We start from the raw sequence: 18,169 nt of genomic DNA on the forward strand, positions 1-18,169 counted from the left end.
GAGGTGCTGCCTATCTTCGCAAAGCAAAAATACAATAAAACCTATTGCCATTTATGGAAAATTGCAGATATTTGTGGGCTATAACCTAACTACTAACAAAAATAGTATAATGATTGAATCCATTCAAGAGCTTCTGCAGAAAGAGGCACAAGCCGTACTGAACATCCCTGTGACAGACGCTTACGAGCGTGCGGTAGAACTTATCGTGGAACAGATTCACCGACGGAAAGGTAAACTGGTGACCTCAGGTATGGGAAAAGCAGGGCAAATTGCCATGAACATTGCCACAACGTTCTGTTCTACCGGCATCCCTTCCGTATTTCTGCACCCCAGCGAAGCACAACACGGCGACTTGGGCATCTTGCAGGAGAATGACCTGCTGTTGCTGATTTCCAATTCCGGCAAAACACGTGAAATCGTAGAACTCACACAATTGGCTCATAATTTGAACCCGGACCTGAAGTTTATTGTTATCACCGGAAATCCGGATAGTCCGTTGGCACATGAGTCCGATGTATGTCTCAGCACTGGAAAACCAAAGGAAGTCTGTGCCCTGGGCATGACTCCTACCACTTCTACCACCGTAATGACCGTTATCGGCGACATTCTTGTGGTACAGGTAATGGAACAAACAGGATTTACCATCGGAGATTATTCCAAACGCCACCACGGTGGTTATCTAGGTGAAAAATCAAGAAAATTATGCGAAAAGTAATCGGCATAGGAGAAACTATCCTCGACATCATTTTCCGCAACGGGCAGCCCACAGCTGCCGTACCGGGCGGTTCAGTATTCAACGGCATCGTGTCACTGGCACGGGCAGGCGTTCCCGTCAGCTTTATCAGCGAGACGGGAAACGACCGGGTAGGCAACACCATCCTGCAATCCATGCGGGATAGCGGAATGTCTACCGACTATGTGAATGTGTTTCCCGATGGCAAATCACCCGTATCACTGGCCTATCTGAATGAACGGGGTGATGCGGAATACATTTTTTATAAAGACTACCCCAAGCAACGGCTGGATGTAGTATTTCCAAAACTGGAAGAAGATGACATTGTAGTTTTCGGGTCGTACTTCGCCCTGAATCCGGTGTTGCGTGATAAGGTTCTGGATTTATTGGAACAGGCCCGCGATAAGAAAGCAATTGTTTACTACGACCCCAACTTCCGGTCTTCGCACAAAGACGAAGCGCTGAAACTGGCTTCTACCATTATTGAGAATCTGGAATATGCCGATATTGTACGAGGCTCTATCGAAGATTTCTTCTATATGTATAATCAACGGGAGGTGGACAAGATATATAAAGATAAAATCCACTTCTATTGCCCCAATTTCCTTTGCACCGCCGGAGCGGAAGAAATCTCTCTGCGTACGAATGGAGTTACCAAGAACTACTCCATTCCCCCGCTGGAAGCTGTCAGCACTATTGGCGCAGGCGACAACTTCAATGCTGGCATCATCTACGGCTTGTTGAAGTATGACGTGCGGCATCGCGACCTGGGACGAGTGAGCGAGGCAACCTGGGACAAGATCATCCATTGTGGCACCGAGTTTGCAGCAGATGTATGCCGGAGTTTCAACAACTCTATATCGGCAGAATTTGCCCGGCAGTTGCCTCCCATTAACTAAATCCCCGTTAAAGGAGAAAAAACTCTGTGAAACTCTGCACTATAGAGCAACAAAAGTCATCAGAATACATATCTTTGCAGTATATGCTCAGACAATCAAACTATGTATAGAAATCTGTTGAATTTGCTAACATGTGTGTTGCTGCTACCGGCTTGTAGTGGTACTACTCCTCATATTTCCGTTGTTTGCGAAGAAAATAATGTCGGAAACAGTATCGTCAAATGGGAAATCTCTCCTCTTATCAAGGGAAATGTGAAGGTATATGCTTCGACCGACCCGAATAATATTCCCGAAGACTCGCCTGTGGCTATGGCAAACATTGCCGACCAGCGAATGACAATTGTCACCACAGACCCTGCCAAACGTTATTACTACACCCTCGTATTCAATGATAAATATCGCGTGAAGATTGCAACCCGCAATGTCAATATCCTCGGAATACAGAACTTCCGCGACCTGGGCGGCTATCCATCCTATCCCACCAAGAAACGGGTGCGCTGGGGCATGCTCTACCGTTCGGCACAGATAGACAGCCTGGAATGCTACTCGCGCAGGGAGCTGAAAAATATAGGTATAAAGACAATCGTCGACCTCCGGTCAGAATCGGAGTTGAAAGGGCACACTGCGCTGCAACCGGGATTTAACGTGGTACATATCCCCATAAAAACAGGAGATATGGAAGATATACTGAAAGGTATTCAGCAGCAAAAGATAAAGAGTGATACCGTCTACCGCATGGTGGAGCGGATGAACCGCGAATTAGTGATGAATTACCATAAAGAGTATCGCCAGATATTTAATATCCTGCTGGACAGCGCCAATTATCCTATCGTTATTCATTGTTCATCCGGTAAGGGACGCACAGGTATTGCTTCGGCACTGATACTCGCCTCTTTGCGTGTAAACAGCGATATCATTATGGAAGATTACCGCCTCAGCAACGACTACTTCAACATTCCCAGCGCCTCCAGCTATGCCTACAACCTGCCTGCACGCTCGCAAGAGGCTATCACCACCATCTACTCAGCCCGAGAAGACTTTCTGAACGCTGCCAAAGAGGAAATAGAGCGCAGATACGGCGATGTGGATACTTATCTGCAAAGGGCCATTGGCCTCAGCAAAGAGGAAATCAAAAAGCTGCAAAAGATTTTATTAGTGAATGATGAGCAATGATCGGTGAAGAACAGGAATATTTTATGCCTATTCTTCAATTTATCACTAATAACTAATCGTTTATCACTAAAAAACTCTTATCTTTGCGCCCTAAATATAAAGATATACAAAGATTTAATGAAGAATTTTGAAGAGCTCGGTCTGTCGCCGGAGATACGCCGCGCCATTGAAGAAATGGGATATGAGTGTCCCATGCCGGTACAAGAGGAAGTGATTCCTTACCTTTTAGGAGAAAATAATGATATTGTAGCACTTGCACAAACTGGAACCGGAAAAACCGCCGCATTCGGCTTGCCACTTATCCAGAAAATTAATGTAAAGAACCGGATTCCACAATCCCTTATACTTTGTCCTACACGTGAACTTTGCTTGCAGATTGCAGGTGATTTAAATGACTATTCCAAATACGTCACCGGCTTGCGGGTGTTGCCCGTATATGGTGGCTCATCCATCGACAGCCAGATACGCGCACTGAAACAGGGTGTGCATATCATTGTTGCCACCCCGGGACGATTGCTCGACCTGATGGAGCGCAAGACGGTATCGCTCACCAACATCCAGAACGTAGTGATGGACGAGGCTGACGAAATGCTGAACATGGGTTTCACAGACAGCATCAACGCCATTCTGGCCGATGTGCCGCAGGAACGTAACACGCTATTATTCTCCGCCACCATGAGCCCGGAGATAGCACGCATTTCAAAGAAGTACCTGCGTGATGCCAAAGAAATCACCATCGGACGGAAGAATGAAAGTACAAGCAACGTGAAACATGTGGTTTATACTGTTCACGCCAAAGACAAATATGCTGCCCTGAAACGCATCGTAGACTATTATCCTCAAATATACGGTATCATCTTCTGCCGTACCCGTAAAGAGACGCAGGAGATTGCCGACAAACTGATGCAGGAAGGCTATAACGCCGATTCACTGCACGGTGAACTGAGTCAGGCACAACGTGACACCGTGATGCAGAAGTTCCGCATCCGCAACCTGCAAATCCTGGTTGCAACAGACGTTGCTGCACGCGGGCTGGACGTAGACGACCTGACGCACGTCATCAACTACGGTTTGCCCGATGATACCGAAAGCTACACCCACCGCAGCGGACGTACGGGACGTGCCGGAAAAACGGGTACTTCCATCGCCATCATCAACCTGCGCGAAAAGGGTAAGATGCGCGAAATAGAACGTATCATCAGCAAGAAGTTCATTGTAGGAGAAATGCCTACCGGCAAACAAATTTGCGAGAAACAACTTCTGAAGGTAATTGACGACCTGGAGAAGGTGAAAGTAAACGAAGAAGATATGGCCGACTTCATGCCCGAGATTTACCGTAAACTGGACTGGCTGAGCAAAGAAGACCTTATCAAGCGTATGGTTTCCCATGAGTTCAACCGCTTCTCAGAATACTATCGCAACCGTGGAGATATAGAAATGCCTACCGACAGCCGTGGTGAACGTACTTCCAGAAACGGAGAACGTAGTGGCGAACGTAGCACAGGTTCGCGCAAGGCAGAACCGGGATATACCCGCTTATTCATTAACTTGGGCAAGATGGACAACTTCTTCCCCAACGAGTTGATAAGTCTGCTGAACAGCAATACCCGCGGACGGGTAGAGTTGGGACGTATTGACCTCATGCCCAAATTCTCTTTCTTCGAAGTAGACGAAAAAGAGGCCGCCAACGTAGTGAAATCTTTGAACCGCGCCAACTGGAACGGCCGCAAAGTATCTGTAGAGGTTGCAGGCGAAGAGGGCAAGGAAGCACCCAAAGGCAGACGCAGTAGCGGCGAGGGCAGCGCTTACGGCAGAAAAGAGTTTGATGGTAAGAAGCGCAGCTTCAAAGACGACAAACGCAGCGATACCCCCAGAAAGAGCAGAAGCAAATCGGAAAATGCTCCGGCTGACAGGAAGGGTGCTCCGGCTGACAGAAAGAGTAGCACTCCTGCCGACAAGAAGAAAAGCAAGCCAAGCCGCGAAGAGCGTGGTTACACCGATGCCCGTGGAAAAAAGGATGATTGGAGACAATTCTTTCAAGGAGACAACAAGGAGTTCCGTGATAAAGAACCCGACTTCAGTGAAGAAGGCTGGGCAAGACGGGCTCCGAAGAAGAAATGATTAAAGTGATGAGTGGTTAGTGATGAGTGATTAGCAGTTGTACTAATCACTCATCACTAACCATTAATTACTTATTAACGTGAATAAAGTAAACGGTTTCTTATACGGCCTTCTCTCTTCGGCGAGCTTCGGACTTATTCCGTTGTTCACCATCCCCGCCATACACCAGGGGATGCAGTTCTGGTCCATTCTGCTCTACCGTTTTCTATTTGCCATGTTGGCACTGGCAGGTATCCTGTTGCTCGATAAACAATCTTTCCGTATCCGCCGAACGGAAATACTTCCGCTTCTGCTACTGGCACTGCTGTACGATAGTTCTGCAGTTTTCCTCTTCTGGGGATATAAGTTCATGGCAAGCGGGGTAGCCACTACCCTTCATTTTATGTATCCGGTGCTGACAACACTCATCATGATGGTTTTCTTTCGCGAGAAGAAGTCAGTCTGGCGCATAGCAGCAATCGCATTGGCCGTGAGCGGCGTTTTCTTTCTTTCACACGGAGACACCACCGGAACCGTCACTTTAACGGGCATCTTTATCGTCCTGCTTTCTGCCTTGGGTTATGCACTCTATCTGGTCACCGTCAGTCAATTGAAATCCCTTGAAATGAAGGGACTAAAAATGACATTCTACGTCTTCTTGTTTGGTGGGACCCTCCTTTTCATCGGGATAGAAGTGGCAGGTATCGGCATACAGGCTATCCCGGACCGGATTACTTTGGGCAACCTTGTGATGCTTGCATTAGTACCTACCGTCATTTCCAATCTGGCACTGGTGCGTGCCATCAAAAACATAGGCTCCACGCTCACTTCTGTGTTGGGAGCTATGGAGCCTGTTACTGCCGTTTGCGTGGGTATTCTTATCTTCGGAGAGCCTTTCACTCAAAGTATCGCTTTGGGCATTGCGCTGATTATCTCGGCAGTGACGGTGATTATATTAAAAAGATGACAAAGTAGTGTCTCCACCACCCTATCACCTTTTCCATCATTTATCACCTAAACCTATAAAATTATTTGTCTGTGCAAGATCTTGTGCTAAAAGCGGTCAACATCCAAACCATCTTTTCTTGTTCTTTCAGATAACCTGTCATCAGGTCGGCAGTAACGTCATCACCGGCTTCATTGGCCAGTCCAATGATTTTTCTTTCTTCACCGATAAGGTATCCGTATGTTTCGAGGATATGGCTAACAGCATCACTGCCACATGAGATATCAGATACTTCCTTGATTTTTGCAACTTTCAGGTATTCGCTGAATTTGTTTTCAGGCACACCGCCCAACATCAGGATACGTTCTGCAATTTCGTCTATCTTCTCGGCTGCATCATCATACATGCTTTCAAACTTCTCATGCAATATAAAGAAACCGTGCCCCTTGATGTTCCAATGGAAACCGCGCAGGTTTGTGTAATGTACCTGGAAGTCTGCCAAAAGTTGATGTAATGCAGATACTACGTTAGCTACTCCCGATTCGTTTAATTTGATATAATCTAAAGTCTTCATAATTTTACTGTTTTAAAAGTTTATACTGTTTTTGTTTTTTCTGTTGCAAAGAAAGTGCAAATCGAAAGCAGAAGCAAGCTTGCTTGATTATGCTGAGATGCAGCCTTTCTTCGTTTTTTGTACAAAGATAAGGGGCAAATCAATGCTTGTCAAACAGATAATTTCTATCTTTGCATAGACAGAATCTATATTACCCGTTCAAATCCTTTATTTATCATGACTTTACAACAATTGGAATACATCCTAGCCGTCGATCAGTTCCGTCATTTTGCCAAGGCAGCAGAGCATTGCCGGGTAACTCAACCTACCCTCAGCGCCATGATACAGAAACTGGAAGATGAGTTGGAAACCAAAATATTCGACCGTAGCCAACAACCCATCTGTCCCACTCCCGTCGGACGATTCATACTGGAGCAAGCTCAGGTGGTGCTGTCGCAAGCCAATCGCATAAAGGATATTATAGAAGAAGAAAAGCATTCTCTGTCGGGCGTCTTCAAGCTGGGTATATTGCCCACCATCGCCCCTTACCTGTTGCCCCGCTTCTTCCCACAACTAATGAAGAAATATCCCAAACTGGACATCCGTGTAACAGAGATGAAGACCAAAGACATCAAACAAGCTCTGATAAAAGGAGATATAGATGCCGGCATCATCGCTACCCTGCCGGAGAAAGATGAGTTTCGGCAAACGCCCCTGTTCTATGAACAATTCTATGCATATATTGCGCGCGAAAGCGACCTGTTTAACAATAAGATAATCCGCACCTCCGACCTCAACGACGAGCAACTCTGGATGCTGGACGAAGGGCATTGCTTCCGCGACCAGTTAGTCCGCTTCTGCCACATGAAAGCAGCACAAGCCAGCCAGATAGCCTACCGCCTGGGCAGCATGGAAACTTTCATGCGCATGGTGGAAAGCGGGAAAGGCGTGACGTTCATTCCTGAACTTGCCATCGACCAACTCAACGATACCCAAAAGGAACTGGTGCGCCCGTTTGCCATCCCCACTCCCACCCGGCAAATCATTCTCATTACCTGCGAGCACTTCATCCGTACTACTTTGCTGGAAGTTCTCACAAAAGAAATTCAAGCGTCCGTGCCGCGTGAGATGCTATCCCTGCGGGCAACCCAGGTAGTGGTATAGATTTCTTCTATCGGTCCATAAATCTTTTCAATCGTTTTTTTTGTTCTATCGGCAAAAGATGCTATATTTTTGCATCATCGAAAAAACAAAGTACTAAACCTTTTAAAACAAAAAAGATTATGGAACCAATTATCAATTCTCAGCTTCCTGAATTCAAAGTTCAGGCATTCCAAAACGGAAGTTTCAAAACAGTAACTAACGAAGACGTAAAAGGCAAGTGGGCTATTTTCTTCTTCTATCCGGCAGACTTTACTTTCGTATGCCCTACCGAATTGGTGGACATCGCCGAAAAATACGAGCAGTTCCAGGCAATGGGCGTAGAAGTATATTCAGTAAGTACGGACTCTCACTTCGTGCACAAAGCATGGCACGATGCATCCGAAAGCATTCGTAAGATTAAGTATCCTATGTTGGCAGACCCGACAGGAGTCCTGACCCGTGCATTCGGCGTGATGATTGAGGAGGAAGGTATGGCTTACCGCGGTACGTTCGTCGTAAATCCTGAAGGCAAAATCAAAATAGCTGAAATTCAAGACAACAACATCGGACGCAACGCCGACGAGCTCCTCCGCAAGGTGGAAGCTGCGCAATTCGTAGCTACGCACGACGGCGAAGTATGTCCCGCAAAATGGAAGAAAGGCGGCGAAACGCTGAAACCAAGTATTGATTTGGTTGGTAAAATTTAAGTTCATCTCCCTTTTTTATTGGCGAGCCCCCTCTATCCTGTATCTTGCACACACTTTGGAGGGGGCTCCTTTTATTCTCAAAAACAGTAATAGATTATGTTAGACTTAGCATTAAAAGAACAAATACGCGGTATCTTCCAGAATCTGGAAGCGACGTACACCTTTCATATTGTCTGCCACCCCCGGCACGATAGTGCACAGGAACTGATAGATTTACTAAAGGATATGGCAGAGTGTTCCGGTAAGCTATCCTGCGAAATAACGGAAACTGAACAGCCGAAACTGGAGTTCTCCCTGTTGAAAGATGGAAAAGCAACCGGTGTGAAGTTCCGTGGGATACCAAACGGACATGAATTCACTTCCTTGCTTTTGGCAGTACTCAACGCAGACGGTAAAGGCAAAAACATCCCTGATGAAGCTATACAACGACGCATACAGGCGTTGAAAGGCCCTGTTTCCCTACAAACGTACGTATCGCTGACGTGCACTAACTGTCCTGATGTGGTACAGGCACTGAATGTCATCACCCTGCTAAACAGGCAGATTACACATGAAATGATAGACGGAGCCCTCTTCCAGGAAGAAGTGGATGCACTGAAAATACAGGGTGTACCGTCTGTTTACGCCAATGGTAAGTTGCTCCACGTCGGGCGTGGCACGCTGGGGGAACTTTTGCAGAAATTAGAAGATATGTTCGGCTCCGAGCCATTAGCAGATGCAGAACCTGTATCAAGAGCGTATGATGTCCTTGTATTGGGCGGTGGACCGGCAGGAGCCTCAGCATCTATTTATTCAGCTCGCAAGGGGTTGAGAGTAGCTATTGTTGCCGAAAAGATTGGTGGTCAGGTGAAGGAAACCGTAGGTATCGAGAATCTGATTTCTGTGCCGCAGACAACGGGGACACAACTGGCGGATAATTTAAGAAGCCATATCAATCATTATCCTATCGATTTATTTGAAGACCGGAAGATAGAAAAAGCGGAGCTTCAAGGTAAAGAAAAAGCTGTTTCGGTAGTTGGCGGTGAGGTTTTCACCTCCTCCAGTGTGATTATTGCAACAGGTGCCAGTTGGCGGAAACTGAATGTAGAAGGTGAAACGGAGTATATCGGAAGAGGCGTTGCCTTCTGTCCGCATTGCGATGGACCGTTCTATCAGGGAAAGGATATAGCCGTAATCGGAGGCGGAAACTCCGGTATAGAAGCAGCCATCGACCTGGCAGGTATTTGCCGGAAGGTGACTGTATTTGAGTTTGCAGATAATCTGAAAGCAGATCAAGTGCTGCAAGAGAAAGCTCAGAGTCTGCCGAATGTTGAAATCTTTACGTCTTCACAGACTACGAAAGTCTTGGGAAATGGAGATAAGGTAATAGGCATCTGCGTTAAGGACCGAATGACTAATGAAGAACGGGATTTCACGTTGGATGGCATATTTGTGCAGATAGGACTAGCGGCGAACAGTATTCCTTTCCGGGAAGAACTGGATGTTACACCGCAGGGAGAAATCAAGATTGATGCACATTGCCGAACTAATATTCCAGGGGTATATGCCGCGGGAGATGTGTCGACTGTACCTTATAAACAGATTGTCATTGCAATGGGCGAAGGGGCGAAGGCTGCGCTTTCGGCTTTTGACGACAGGATAAGAGGGGTGATTTAGTGATTAGTGGTTAGTGATTAGTAACCGCTAATCACTAACCACTAACCACTAATCACTAATCTTCAGTTCCTGCACCAAATGACTTGCCTTACCATATTTCTCTATAATAAACAGAATATACCGTACATCCACCCCGATACAGCGCTGCATTTTCGGTTCATATAGAATATCACTGCTCATCGCCTCCCAGTTTCCATCAAACGCTAAGCCCAGCAACTCACCTTTCGCATTGAACATAGCACTACCAGAGTTTCCGCCCGTAATATCATTATTTGAGATAAAGCACACTTTCATTTCCCCCTTTTCATCGGCATATCTTCCGAAATCTCCCGAAGAAAGCAGTGAAAGGATTTCCGGCTGAACCGCAAAATCCACATCTCCCACATTTGCCTTCACTTTCTCCAAGACTCCTTTTGAAGTGGTGTAGTAAGCATATTCCGCACCATCAAAAGGCGTATATCCTGCCACAGTACCAAAGCTCAATCGCATGGTGGAATTAGCGTCCGGATAGAAATTACGCGAAGCATACATCCGTCGGATAGCCCCATTCAGCAAACGTTCTCCCCGGATAATCTCCGAAGTGGGTGCCTGCATCTGCATATTCATATCAAACAGCATTGTCAGCATATCTATACCCAGGGAAATAGCCGGATCATCAAATATCTGATAAGTAGTGTCCCGCTCGAGGAAACGCTTCAAGCCACGAGGAGTAGTCAGTTCGGAATGAGCATAAAGGCTGTCCACATAAGCTTTTTCATCCCCATTGTATTCCTGCGCAATGGTATGATAGATTGCGGGCAGGAAAGTGGTATCCACCTTTGAGCGATACTCCTTCAACGCTGCTGTAAACACTTCTTTATCAATGTCCAAATCCAGATTGGAGTATTGCTCTACAATATCCTTTAAACCGGCTACAACGGTCTTCTCTTCTCCCTCAAAGTCGAAATTCAGAATTTTCAGGGCAAGTTGCACCAGCTCCGGGGCATACAGGAAAGATTCTATGAAATAAGCCTGTGCACGGTTCACCTCACGGCGGTTCTTGTAATTCAGTTCCAGGTCTGTGAACAGTTGCAGTAGTTTCTCCCTCTCTTCCGGATTTTGCTGTATCCATCGACGAAGTTCCTGTTCCATTGCACGTTTCTTCTCCAATATCCCCAGTTTACGGATAGCTCGGTTTGTTCCGATACTGTTCTTCCAATAGTTGGAGCTTTCATCATACTTAGAGGCATACTTGATGCGTATACTGTCATTGCGGTCCATCTCACGCTTCCAGATGGCCTGCTTCACACCACGAACATCTATCTGTGCCTGATTGGAATTATTCATCATTTCTTCTATACCGAACGAAGAAAGATAACGCTCTGTACTGCCGGGATAACCCAGCGTCATGCAGAAGGAACCTTCCCGATAGCCATCCAGCGAAATCGGTGCTACATATTCAGGATGATAGGGAACATTCTCAGGAGAATACTCGGCAGGATGGTTATTACGATCTGCATAGATACGGAAGACACAGAAATCTCCTGTATGCCGTGGCCATACCCAGTTGTCCGTATCCCAACCGAACTTACCAATAGAAGAAGGCGGTGCAAACACCAACCGGACATCGTTGAAATCGCGATAAACAGAAAGCCAGAACTCATTGCCACCATAATAAGCATCCACAATACCGATTAAAGTAGAGTCTTTGTGAGATACCTCCCCACCTATCACCAGCATCATGGAATCTACTGCACTGGAGCGTTCCATCTCGTTCATTGAAGGCTTGACTGCACCCAGCACACGCTTCGTCACATCTTCTGTACGTAACAGAAAACGGACGTAAAGCTCCGGATTAGGAAGTTCTTCCTCACGACTACGTGCCACAAAACCATCTTTCAGGTAATCATGCTCCACCGATGAATGTTGCTGCACACTGCTGAAACCGCAATGGTGATTAGTAAACACCAGGCCATCCTCAGATACGACTACGCCTGAACAAAAGCCCCCAAAACTGACTACCGCATCTTTCAACGACGGGCGTTTAGGACTGTATAGTTTATCAGCGGACATCTGCAAGCCAAGCTCTTTCATGGTTTTACGGGTCTGCTTATTCAGGTTTCCCAGCATCCACATACCTTCATCAGCCTGTCCGGTCAAGGTGAAGAAGCAGCAAACGGTTATTAGGATATACTTTAGCTTCATTCTATAGTTAATATTAAGTTATTACTCAAAGTATCTTCATTCCCCTCCTCCAGGGAGGTTGTGTAAAAAGTAAGAATCAAGTGTTCTTTGACATATTGTATAAAAAGGATTTTATATCTTTGCTTTGATAACAATAGGATTAATTTTATGGGCTATATTCAACCTTTTGATCGCAATCAACTGACTCTTCCCGAGTCTTTAGATTCTTATATCTCTTGTGAGAACCCTGTTCGTCTGATTGATGTTTTTGTCGATCAGTTTATCAAATTGCACCCTGATTTTTCATCTTATAAAGGTAACAGTCCTACAGGCCGTTCGGCTTATAGCTTTGGTACTTTACTCAAGCTGTATGTCTACGGCTATTTAAACAGTATCAGTTCTTCCCGTAAACTGGAGCGCGAGACTCTGCGTAATATGGAGTTGATCTGGCTTCTGGGTAATCTCCATCCCGATCATAAGACTATTGCCGATTTCCGTTCCAAACAAACTTCGGGCATTCATGAATGTTGCCTTGATTTCCGCCGCTTTCTGGTCAGTTCCGGTTATATTTCAGGCAAATTGGTAGCTGTTGATGGCAGTAAAATCAAAGCCAATACCAATCGTGACGGTCTTACTTTAGATGGTATTAATCGACAGTTAGCCTTGTTGGATACCCGTTTAGAGAAGTATCTGCACCAGCTTAATGAAAATGATCTGGTGGAAACAGCCCAGGAACAATTATCCGAACTCTCGGACGAGCTCGGTGTGGAGAGCTCCCTACTGGAGAAGATAGCCCATTTGAGCCAACAGGTTGAAGAACTTCAGGCGGAAAAACAGCGTATGCTGGATGAAGGTTCCAAAAGAAGCTTTCCCTCTGACCGCGAAGCTCGCCTGATGAAGACCCGCAACGGTTTTCTTCCGGCTTACAATGTCCAATCAGTGGTAGATTCCCAACATCATCTGATAGGTGCCATGCAGGTTACCGACCACCCAAATGACTTTGAAGACCTTCAATCTTCGATTCATGCCATGCAGGAAGACCTTCAGGTAGAAGTAACCCAAGCCGTTGCCGACACCGGTTATGCCAATGAAGAACAGATCCTGGCCCTTGAAGAAGAAGGCAAAGTGATTGCCGTTCCTTTCAATGAAGGAGACCATTCTCCTAAAGAAGATCGGGAGCACGGAATCTTTTTTACCTATGATGCAGACAATGACTATTATATATGCTCCCAAGAAAAGATATTACCTATTAAAGACAGGCAAGTTCGTAAACATGGAAAGCTTTATAGAAAATATCAGGGAAGAGACTGCAAGGGTTGTCCCCTGATAAAGTTCTGCACCACATCGAAAAAAGGTCGGATTATCTACCGAAGGGCAGATGCCGAACCCATAAGACAGTATATGAAGAAGTGTAAGGGGATGAAATACAAAGCGCTTATACATTTACGAAAAACATTGGTAGAACATCCCTTCGGAACTCTTAAATACTGGATGGGGCAAATACCACTCCTACTCAGAGGAAAGGAAAAGGTACAGGCTGAAATAGATTTGTACGCAACATGCTATAACCTAAGAAGGGTGACTAACATTCAAAGCATACAGGTACTATTGCAACAAGTCCACTATTGGGGTATTAAGTATACCTAATAGCGGTCATTTGCCAAAGGACAACAATAGAAATTCCAAAATAAAGAGATAAAGAGCATTTCCTTTTTAATACAAAATGTCAAAGAACACTTGATTCTTACTTTTTACACAACCTCCCAGGAGGAGGAGAGTTAGAATAGTATTATTCTGCAATCAGCCTCAACTGTTTCGCCCCTGTCCGTGCCTTCAGCCATTCGGCAATCTTCTCTTTTTCCTGCGCATTGGGATGCTTACCGAATTTCAGTACGGCAAGCGTAATGGTATCCGTTCGTATCGAGTCAACCGTCATTTCTATTGCATGGGATATAGAAACCGTTTTTACCGATGGATACAGCACTTTCAGCTCCGGAATGATTGTCTTTCCCAGTTCATCAAAAGATTTATATTTCGCAAGGCTCTGCTCCAGCACGGAAATCTTCTTTGTCTGTTCCACCAGCCTTTCTTCGCTGTTCTTATAGAAATCTTCCATCACCATAGCCCGGATAGAAGAAATATCCACAGCCTCATTATTCATGCCTTGAAGAACGGTCAACTTCGTTTCACCCAACTTATAATCTTTCATCTTTCCCCGGGCAATAGCGATAGACGCCTCGGGAACTTCCTGACCAATCAAAACCACACGTATCTCATTGTCCTTAGTGCCATGATAATGGATTTTCTTATCCAGCACCTGCGTATTCTCAAAAGAAAGCTGCTCCGAAACAAACCGGTTGGCAGAACTCTCATAGAAAGTACTCTGGATGATGCCTACTGTAAGATAAACAGCCGGACACATCGTCAGTACAGCAATGAGTATGATGTATTGGCGCACTTTCTTCTCCCGTTTCTTATCCACAAACTCCTTGCGCTGGAAGTGCATCACACGCACGCCGATAAAGGTGGCAAGGCTGATGAACACCGAATTAATGAAATAAAGATAGAAAGCACCAAGGAAATAAACAAGATTTCCCGTTGCCAGCCCGTAACCTGCCGTACAGAGTGGCGGCATTAGTGCCGTGGCAATGGCAACGCCGGGAATCACATTCCCTTTTTCTTTGGTAGAAAGGGCCACCACACCGGCAAGACCACCCATAAGTGCGATGAATACGTCATAAATCGTAGGTGAGGTACGCGCCAGCAACTCCGACTGCCCCTCGGCAACCGGACTCACCAGGAAGAAAATGGTAGCCGTCGTCACACTGAACAGTGTCGTTATCAAGAAGCTCTTCAATGAGCGCTTCATCAACTCAAAATCGTTCAAACCAACGGAAAGCCCCACACCCATGATAGGACCCATCAGCGGAGAAATCAACATGGCACCAATGATCACGGCAGTAGAATTAACATTCAAGCCTAATGACGCCATGAAGATGGCAAATATCAGAATCCACAGATTCGCTCCCTTGAACTCCACTCCTTTGCGGATGGAGTCTACAGTTTCCAATTCATTGTCTTTGTCTTTTCGTAAATCAAGATATTCATTCAAGAATTTCTTGATGGCAAAAGCATTACGGTTTTGTTCAGGTGTTTCCATAAGCACTATTATTTTCGGATGAAACGGTTTAAGACAGGGATCTGCCCAAGTGGCAAATCACGCTTCACAACATAAGCAATGAACAGCAACAATAGTACGGTGCGGTACGCCATGCGCAGGTAGATGTTGTCTATCGGCACATACTCGGCTGCCACATAAAGCACAGCCGCCAGAAGGACGTACATCCCGATTGCTTTCAGATCGTACTGTATCGGATACTTTTTCTGACCGACAAAGTAGGAAAGCAACATAGCAACACCATAGCCAGTGAAACCTGCCCAGGCACAAGCTATATAACCGTACTTCGGTATCAGGAAGATATTCATCAGTATCAGGATGGTGCAGCCTGTCAATGAGAAGTAGGCTCCCCAACGGGTTTCATCAATCAGTTTGTACCAGAAGGAGAGATTAAAGTAAATGCCCATGAAGATTTCCGCCGCCATCACGATAGGCACTACCCTCAGCCCATCCCAGTAATCGCGCCCGATGACGTGGCGCAGAATATCCATATAAAACATCACTGCCAGGAAAGCCAGCAGCGTAAAGATAATGAAGAACTTCATCGCCTGAGCATACATCTCACGACTGTCTTTTTCCTTGCTCTTACCAAATACAAAAGGTTCGTAAGCAAAGCGGAATGCCTGGGTAAACATAGCCATAATCATGGCTATCTTACTGGCAGCCCCGTAAATGCCAAGTTGCACGGTGGCCTCTGCCTCGTCAGGGTAGACAAAAGGAAAGATAATCTTATCAGCCACCTGATTGAGGATACCGGCTACACCCAGTATGACCAAAGGCAGAGAATAACGAAGCATCCGTTTCAGCAGTTCCCGGTCCAGCACATAGGTAAAGCCTCTCAGTTCAGGTATCATGCACAACATTACAACCGAAGTACATATCAGATTGAACAGGAAGGCATATCCTACATCATTCCCTTTCAGAATGACATAGTAGAAGAGATTGAGTGCAATATTGAGGAAGATAAACAGCAGTTTCAGTGCTGCAAACTTAATAGGACGCTTCTTATAACGCAGATAGGCAAAAGGAATACTTTGAATAGCATCCATAGCCACCACAATCATCATCATGCCTATATACCAAGGATGTTCACCATATTCCAGCCATCCGGCAATAGGTTCCAGGAACAGTAATCCCAAAGCAACAAAAATTAGCGAACCAAAGCTAACGCTCAATAAGGTTGTGGAATACACCCTCATCGGATCATCTTCTCCCTTATTAGCAAAACGGAAGAATCCCGTCTCCATACCGCACGTAAGCAGTACCAACACCAATGCCACCCAGGCATATATATTCGTAACCACACCATAGCCGCCCGACGATGCAGGCAAAGCTATCGTGTAAACAGGCACCAGCAGATAATTGAGGAAACGTCCTACAATACTACTCACCCCATAAATAGCAGTTTCTTTTGCTAAAGATTTTAATCCCGCCACTTTATTAATGATTAACGGTTAGTGATAAGTGATTAGCAATGAGACTTAGCTGTCTTTATGCTAGTCGTTAATAATTTCATTAATTCTTCTGCATTTGCATAAATACTATTATATTCCTCTATATTTAAATACGAGGTTTCATACAATAATTCTAACCAGTAAATCGACTCACTACATTCTTTTTGTGCAATAGCATATTTATGAATAAAATCAAGTTTACTTTCAGCATATTCCCCCTCACGTTGCATAGCTCCTACAGCTGTTCCAGAGCGCAATAGCTGTTTAGATATCACATATTCTTTCTTAATCTCTGACAAATATTGATAAAGTTTTATAATACGAATAGCAAAAGCTTTACTTTTATCTTTCAATATTCCATTTCTGTACTCCATACTAATCACTTATCACTAAGCCCTAATCACTAAATAACGTACGCTGACTATTATAAAGACTACGTCCCAGGTGTTTATATGCCAGCTCAGTCACTTCACGTCCGCGCGGAGTACGTTTCAGGAAACCTTCTTTTATCAGGAACGGTTCGTATACTTCTTCTACGGTTCCGGCATCCTCGCCCAAAGCCGTAGCAATAGTAGTAAGTCCTACCGGACCGCCCTTGAACTTATCAATTATGGTACAAAGTATCTTATTGTCAACTTCGTCGAGCCCGTACTTATCTATATTCAGCGCTTCAAGAGCGTAATTCGCAATCTCCGTATCTATGCTGCCCGAACCTTTCACCTGTGCAAAATCGCGCACACGGCGCAGCAACGCATTCGCAATACGCGGCGTTCCGCGACTGCGGGAGGCAATCTCCGCCGCCGCCCTCGTAGAGCAAGGCACGTTCAATATCCCTGCCGAACGGCGGATAATACCACTCAGCACATCATCGTCATAATATTCCAAATGCAGATTGATGCCAAAACGGGCACGCAAAGGAGCCGTCAGCAAGCCGCTACGGGTAGTGGCTCCCACCATTGTAAACGGGTTCAAGTCTATCTGAATGCTCCGCGCAGACGGGCCTTTGTCTATCATGATGTCAATGCGATAATCTTCCATCGCCGAGTACAGATACTCTTCCACCACGGGAGAAAGACGGTGAATTTCATCAATAAACAGCACGTCATTGGGTTCCAGGCTAGTAAGCACCCCCGCCAAGTCGCCCGGTTTATCAAGCACCGGACCAGAAGTAACCTTGAAACCTACTCCCAGTTCATTAGCAATAATATTTGAAAGTGTTGTCTTTCCCAATCCCGGAGGTCCGTGCAGCAATACATGGTCCAGTGCCTCGCCACGCAGACGAGCTGCCTTGACAAAGATGCGCAGATTGTCTACCACCTTGTCCTGTCCACTGAAGTCCTCAAAGGACAACGGACGAAGTGCGTTCTCAAAATCGCGTTCCCTACTGGTCAACGGTTGCTGGTCGCGTATGTCAAAATCTTCTTGTTCCATTACTAATTATATAACTTATTTCAGCCAATCATC

At 45.6% G+C, this 18,169-nt stretch carries 15 protein-coding genes; 9 read left to right on the top strand and 6 right to left on the bottom strand.

The annotated features are described in order from the left end of the window. Window positions 1-109 precede the first annotated feature (109 nt). The 5 genes from HMPREF9447_RS11045 to HMPREF9447_RS11065 all read left to right on the top strand — a co-directional run bounded on the left by HMPREF9447_RS11045 (window position 110) and on the right by HMPREF9447_RS11065 (window position 5,872). Window positions 110-715: a KpsF/GutQ family sugar-phosphate isomerase gene (locus HMPREF9447_RS11045; protein ID WP_009129815.1), complete on the top strand. Its 606-nt coding sequence runs from the start codon at window positions 110-112 to the stop codon at window positions 713-715. Next, a complete protein-coding gene (locus HMPREF9447_RS11050; RefSeq protein ID WP_009129816.1) occupies window positions 703-1,632 on the top strand; it encodes a carbohydrate kinase family protein in 930 nt (309 codons plus the stop codon). Before HMPREF9447_RS11045 ends, HMPREF9447_RS11050 begins: the two co-directional genes overlap by 13 nt. Window positions 1,633-1,734: 102 nt before the next feature. Beyond that, window positions 1,735-2,805 (top strand): tyrosine-protein phosphatase, encoded by a 1,071-nt coding sequence (locus tag HMPREF9447_RS11055; RefSeq protein ID WP_009129817.1) that lies wholly within the window; start codon window positions 1,735-1,737, stop codon window positions 2,803-2,805. 117 nt (window positions 2,806-2,922) lie between these two features. Next, window positions 2,923-4,926 (top strand): DEAD/DEAH box helicase, encoded by a 2,004-nt coding sequence (locus HMPREF9447_RS11060; protein ID WP_009129818.1) that lies wholly within the window; start codon window positions 2,923-2,925, stop codon window positions 4,924-4,926. Between the two features lie 79 nt (window positions 4,927-5,005). Further along, a complete protein-coding gene (locus HMPREF9447_RS11065; RefSeq protein ID WP_009129819.1) occupies window positions 5,006-5,872 on the top strand; it encodes a DMT family transporter in 867 nt (288 codons plus the stop codon). A 61-nt stretch (window positions 5,873-5,933) separates the two neighbouring features. Here HMPREF9447_RS11065 and HMPREF9447_RS11070 read toward each other — a convergent pair whose 3' ends face one another. Continuing rightward, window positions 5,934-6,425: a Dps family protein gene (locus tag HMPREF9447_RS11070; RefSeq protein WP_009129820.1), complete on the bottom strand. Its 492-nt coding sequence runs from the start codon at window positions 6,423-6,425 to the stop codon at window positions 5,934-5,936. Between the two features lie 216 nt (window positions 6,426-6,641). On the opposite strand from HMPREF9447_RS11070, the gene HMPREF9447_RS11075 reads away from it, so the two are divergent. The 3 genes from HMPREF9447_RS11075 (at window position 6,642) to ahpF (ending at window position 9,910) form a co-directional block, all read left to right on the top strand. Beyond that, window positions 6,642-7,568, top strand: coding sequence for a hydrogen peroxide-inducible genes activator (locus HMPREF9447_RS11075; RefSeq protein WP_009129821.1), 927 nt, complete (start codon window positions 6,642-6,644; stop codon window positions 7,566-7,568). 119 nt (window positions 7,569-7,687) lie between these two features. Then, the gene (gene ahpC, locus HMPREF9447_RS11080) at window positions 7,688-8,254 is read left to right on the top strand and encodes an alkyl hydroperoxide reductase subunit C (protein ID WP_007211096.1); all 567 of its coding nucleotides are present in this window, start codon (window positions 7,688-7,690) and stop codon (window positions 8,252-8,254) included. A 96-nt stretch (window positions 8,255-8,350) separates the two neighbouring features. Continuing rightward, a complete protein-coding gene (gene ahpF / locus HMPREF9447_RS11085; RefSeq protein ID WP_009129822.1) occupies window positions 8,351-9,910 on the top strand; it encodes an alkyl hydroperoxide reductase subunit F in 1,560 nt (519 codons plus the stop codon). A 48-nt stretch (window positions 9,911-9,958) separates the two neighbouring features. On the opposite strand, the gene HMPREF9447_RS11090 is transcribed toward ahpF, so the two are convergent. Then, a complete protein-coding gene (locus tag HMPREF9447_RS11090) occupies window positions 9,959-12,094 on the bottom strand; it encodes a S46 family peptidase (RefSeq protein WP_009129823.1) in 2,136 nt (711 codons plus the stop codon). 147 nt (window positions 12,095-12,241) lie between these two features. Between HMPREF9447_RS11090 and HMPREF9447_RS11095 the strand changes: the two genes are divergently transcribed. Next, on the top strand, window positions 12,242-13,720 hold the full coding sequence (locus HMPREF9447_RS11095) for an IS1182 family transposase (protein WP_009129824.1): 1,479 nt from the start codon (window positions 12,242-12,244) through the stop codon (window positions 13,718-13,720). A 142-nt stretch (window positions 13,721-13,862) separates the two neighbouring features. Here HMPREF9447_RS11095 and HMPREF9447_RS11100 read toward each other — a convergent pair whose 3' ends face one another. Genes HMPREF9447_RS11100 through ruvB form a run of 4 tightly spaced genes read right to left on the bottom strand, consistent with a single transcriptional unit; the run spans window position 13,863 to window position 18,136 of the window. Next, entirely contained in the window at window positions 13,863-15,233 is a 1,371-nt protein-coding gene (locus HMPREF9447_RS11100; protein ID WP_009129825.1) for a TIGR00341 family protein, read from the bottom strand. A gap of 8 nt (window positions 15,234-15,241) precedes the next feature. Continuing rightward, a complete protein-coding gene (locus tag HMPREF9447_RS11105) occupies window positions 15,242-16,687 on the bottom strand; it encodes a lipopolysaccharide biosynthesis protein (RefSeq protein ID WP_009129826.1) in 1,446 nt (481 codons plus the stop codon). A 32-nt stretch (window positions 16,688-16,719) separates the two neighbouring features. Further along, window positions 16,720-17,079, bottom strand: a complete 360-nt coding sequence (locus HMPREF9447_RS11110) for a four helix bundle protein (protein WP_009129827.1) — start codon at window positions 17,077-17,079, stop codon at window positions 16,720-16,722. A gap of 22 nt (window positions 17,080-17,101) precedes the next feature. Continuing rightward, a complete protein-coding gene (ruvB, locus tag HMPREF9447_RS11115) occupies window positions 17,102-18,136 on the bottom strand; it encodes a Holliday junction branch migration DNA helicase RuvB (protein WP_009129828.1) in 1,035 nt (344 codons plus the stop codon). Window positions 18,137-18,169: the final 33 nt, after the last annotated feature.

It is taken from the genome of Bacteroides oleiciplenus YIT 12058, from assembly GCF_000315485.1.
GTDB lineage: Bacteria > Bacteroidota > Bacteroidia > Bacteroidales > Bacteroidaceae > Bacteroides > Bacteroides oleiciplenus.

What these genes read in the sequence shown, in the direction of transcription:
- HMPREF9447_RS11095 (WP_009129824.1), top strand. Translation starts at nt 12,242, where the DNA reads ATGGGCTATATTCAACCTTTTGATCGCAATCAACTGACTCTTCCCGAG.
- HMPREF9447_RS11090 (WP_009129823.1), bottom strand. Translation starts at nt 12,094, where the DNA reads ATGAAGCTAAAGTATATCCTAATAACCGTTTGCTGCTTCTTCACCTTG.
- HMPREF9447_RS11110 (WP_009129827.1), bottom strand. Translation starts at nt 17,079, where the DNA reads ATGGAGTACAGAAATGGAATATTGAAAGATAAAAGTAAAGCTTTTGCT.
- HMPREF9447_RS11050 (WP_009129816.1), top strand. Translation starts at nt 703, where the DNA reads ATGCGAAAAGTAATCGGCATAGGAGAAACTATCCTCGACATCATTTTC.
- HMPREF9447_RS11075 (WP_009129821.1), top strand. Translation starts at nt 6,642, where the DNA reads ATGACTTTACAACAATTGGAATACATCCTAGCCGTCGATCAGTTCCGT.
- HMPREF9447_RS11045 (WP_009129815.1), top strand. Translation starts at nt 110, where the DNA reads ATGATTGAATCCATTCAAGAGCTTCTGCAGAAAGAGGCACAAGCCGTA.
- HMPREF9447_RS11070 (WP_009129820.1), bottom strand. Translation starts at nt 6,425, where the DNA reads ATGAAGACTTTAGATTATATCAAATTAAACGAATCGGGAGTAGCTAAC.
- HMPREF9447_RS11060 (WP_009129818.1), top strand. Translation starts at nt 2,923, where the DNA reads ATGAAGAATTTTGAAGAGCTCGGTCTGTCGCCGGAGATACGCCGCGCC.
- ahpC (WP_007211096.1), top strand. Translation starts at nt 7,688, where the DNA reads ATGGAACCAATTATCAATTCTCAGCTTCCTGAATTCAAAGTTCAGGCA.
- ruvB (WP_009129828.1), bottom strand. Translation starts at nt 18,136, where the DNA reads ATGGAACAAGAAGATTTTGACATACGCGACCAGCAACCGTTGACCAGT.
- ahpF (WP_009129822.1), top strand. Translation starts at nt 8,351, where the DNA reads ATGTTAGACTTAGCATTAAAAGAACAAATACGCGGTATCTTCCAGAAT.
- HMPREF9447_RS11055 (WP_009129817.1), top strand. Translation starts at nt 1,735, where the DNA reads ATGTATAGAAATCTGTTGAATTTGCTAACATGTGTGTTGCTGCTACCG.
- HMPREF9447_RS11100 (WP_009129825.1), bottom strand. Translation starts at nt 15,233, where the DNA reads ATGGAAACACCTGAACAAAACCGTAATGCTTTTGCCATCAAGAAATTC.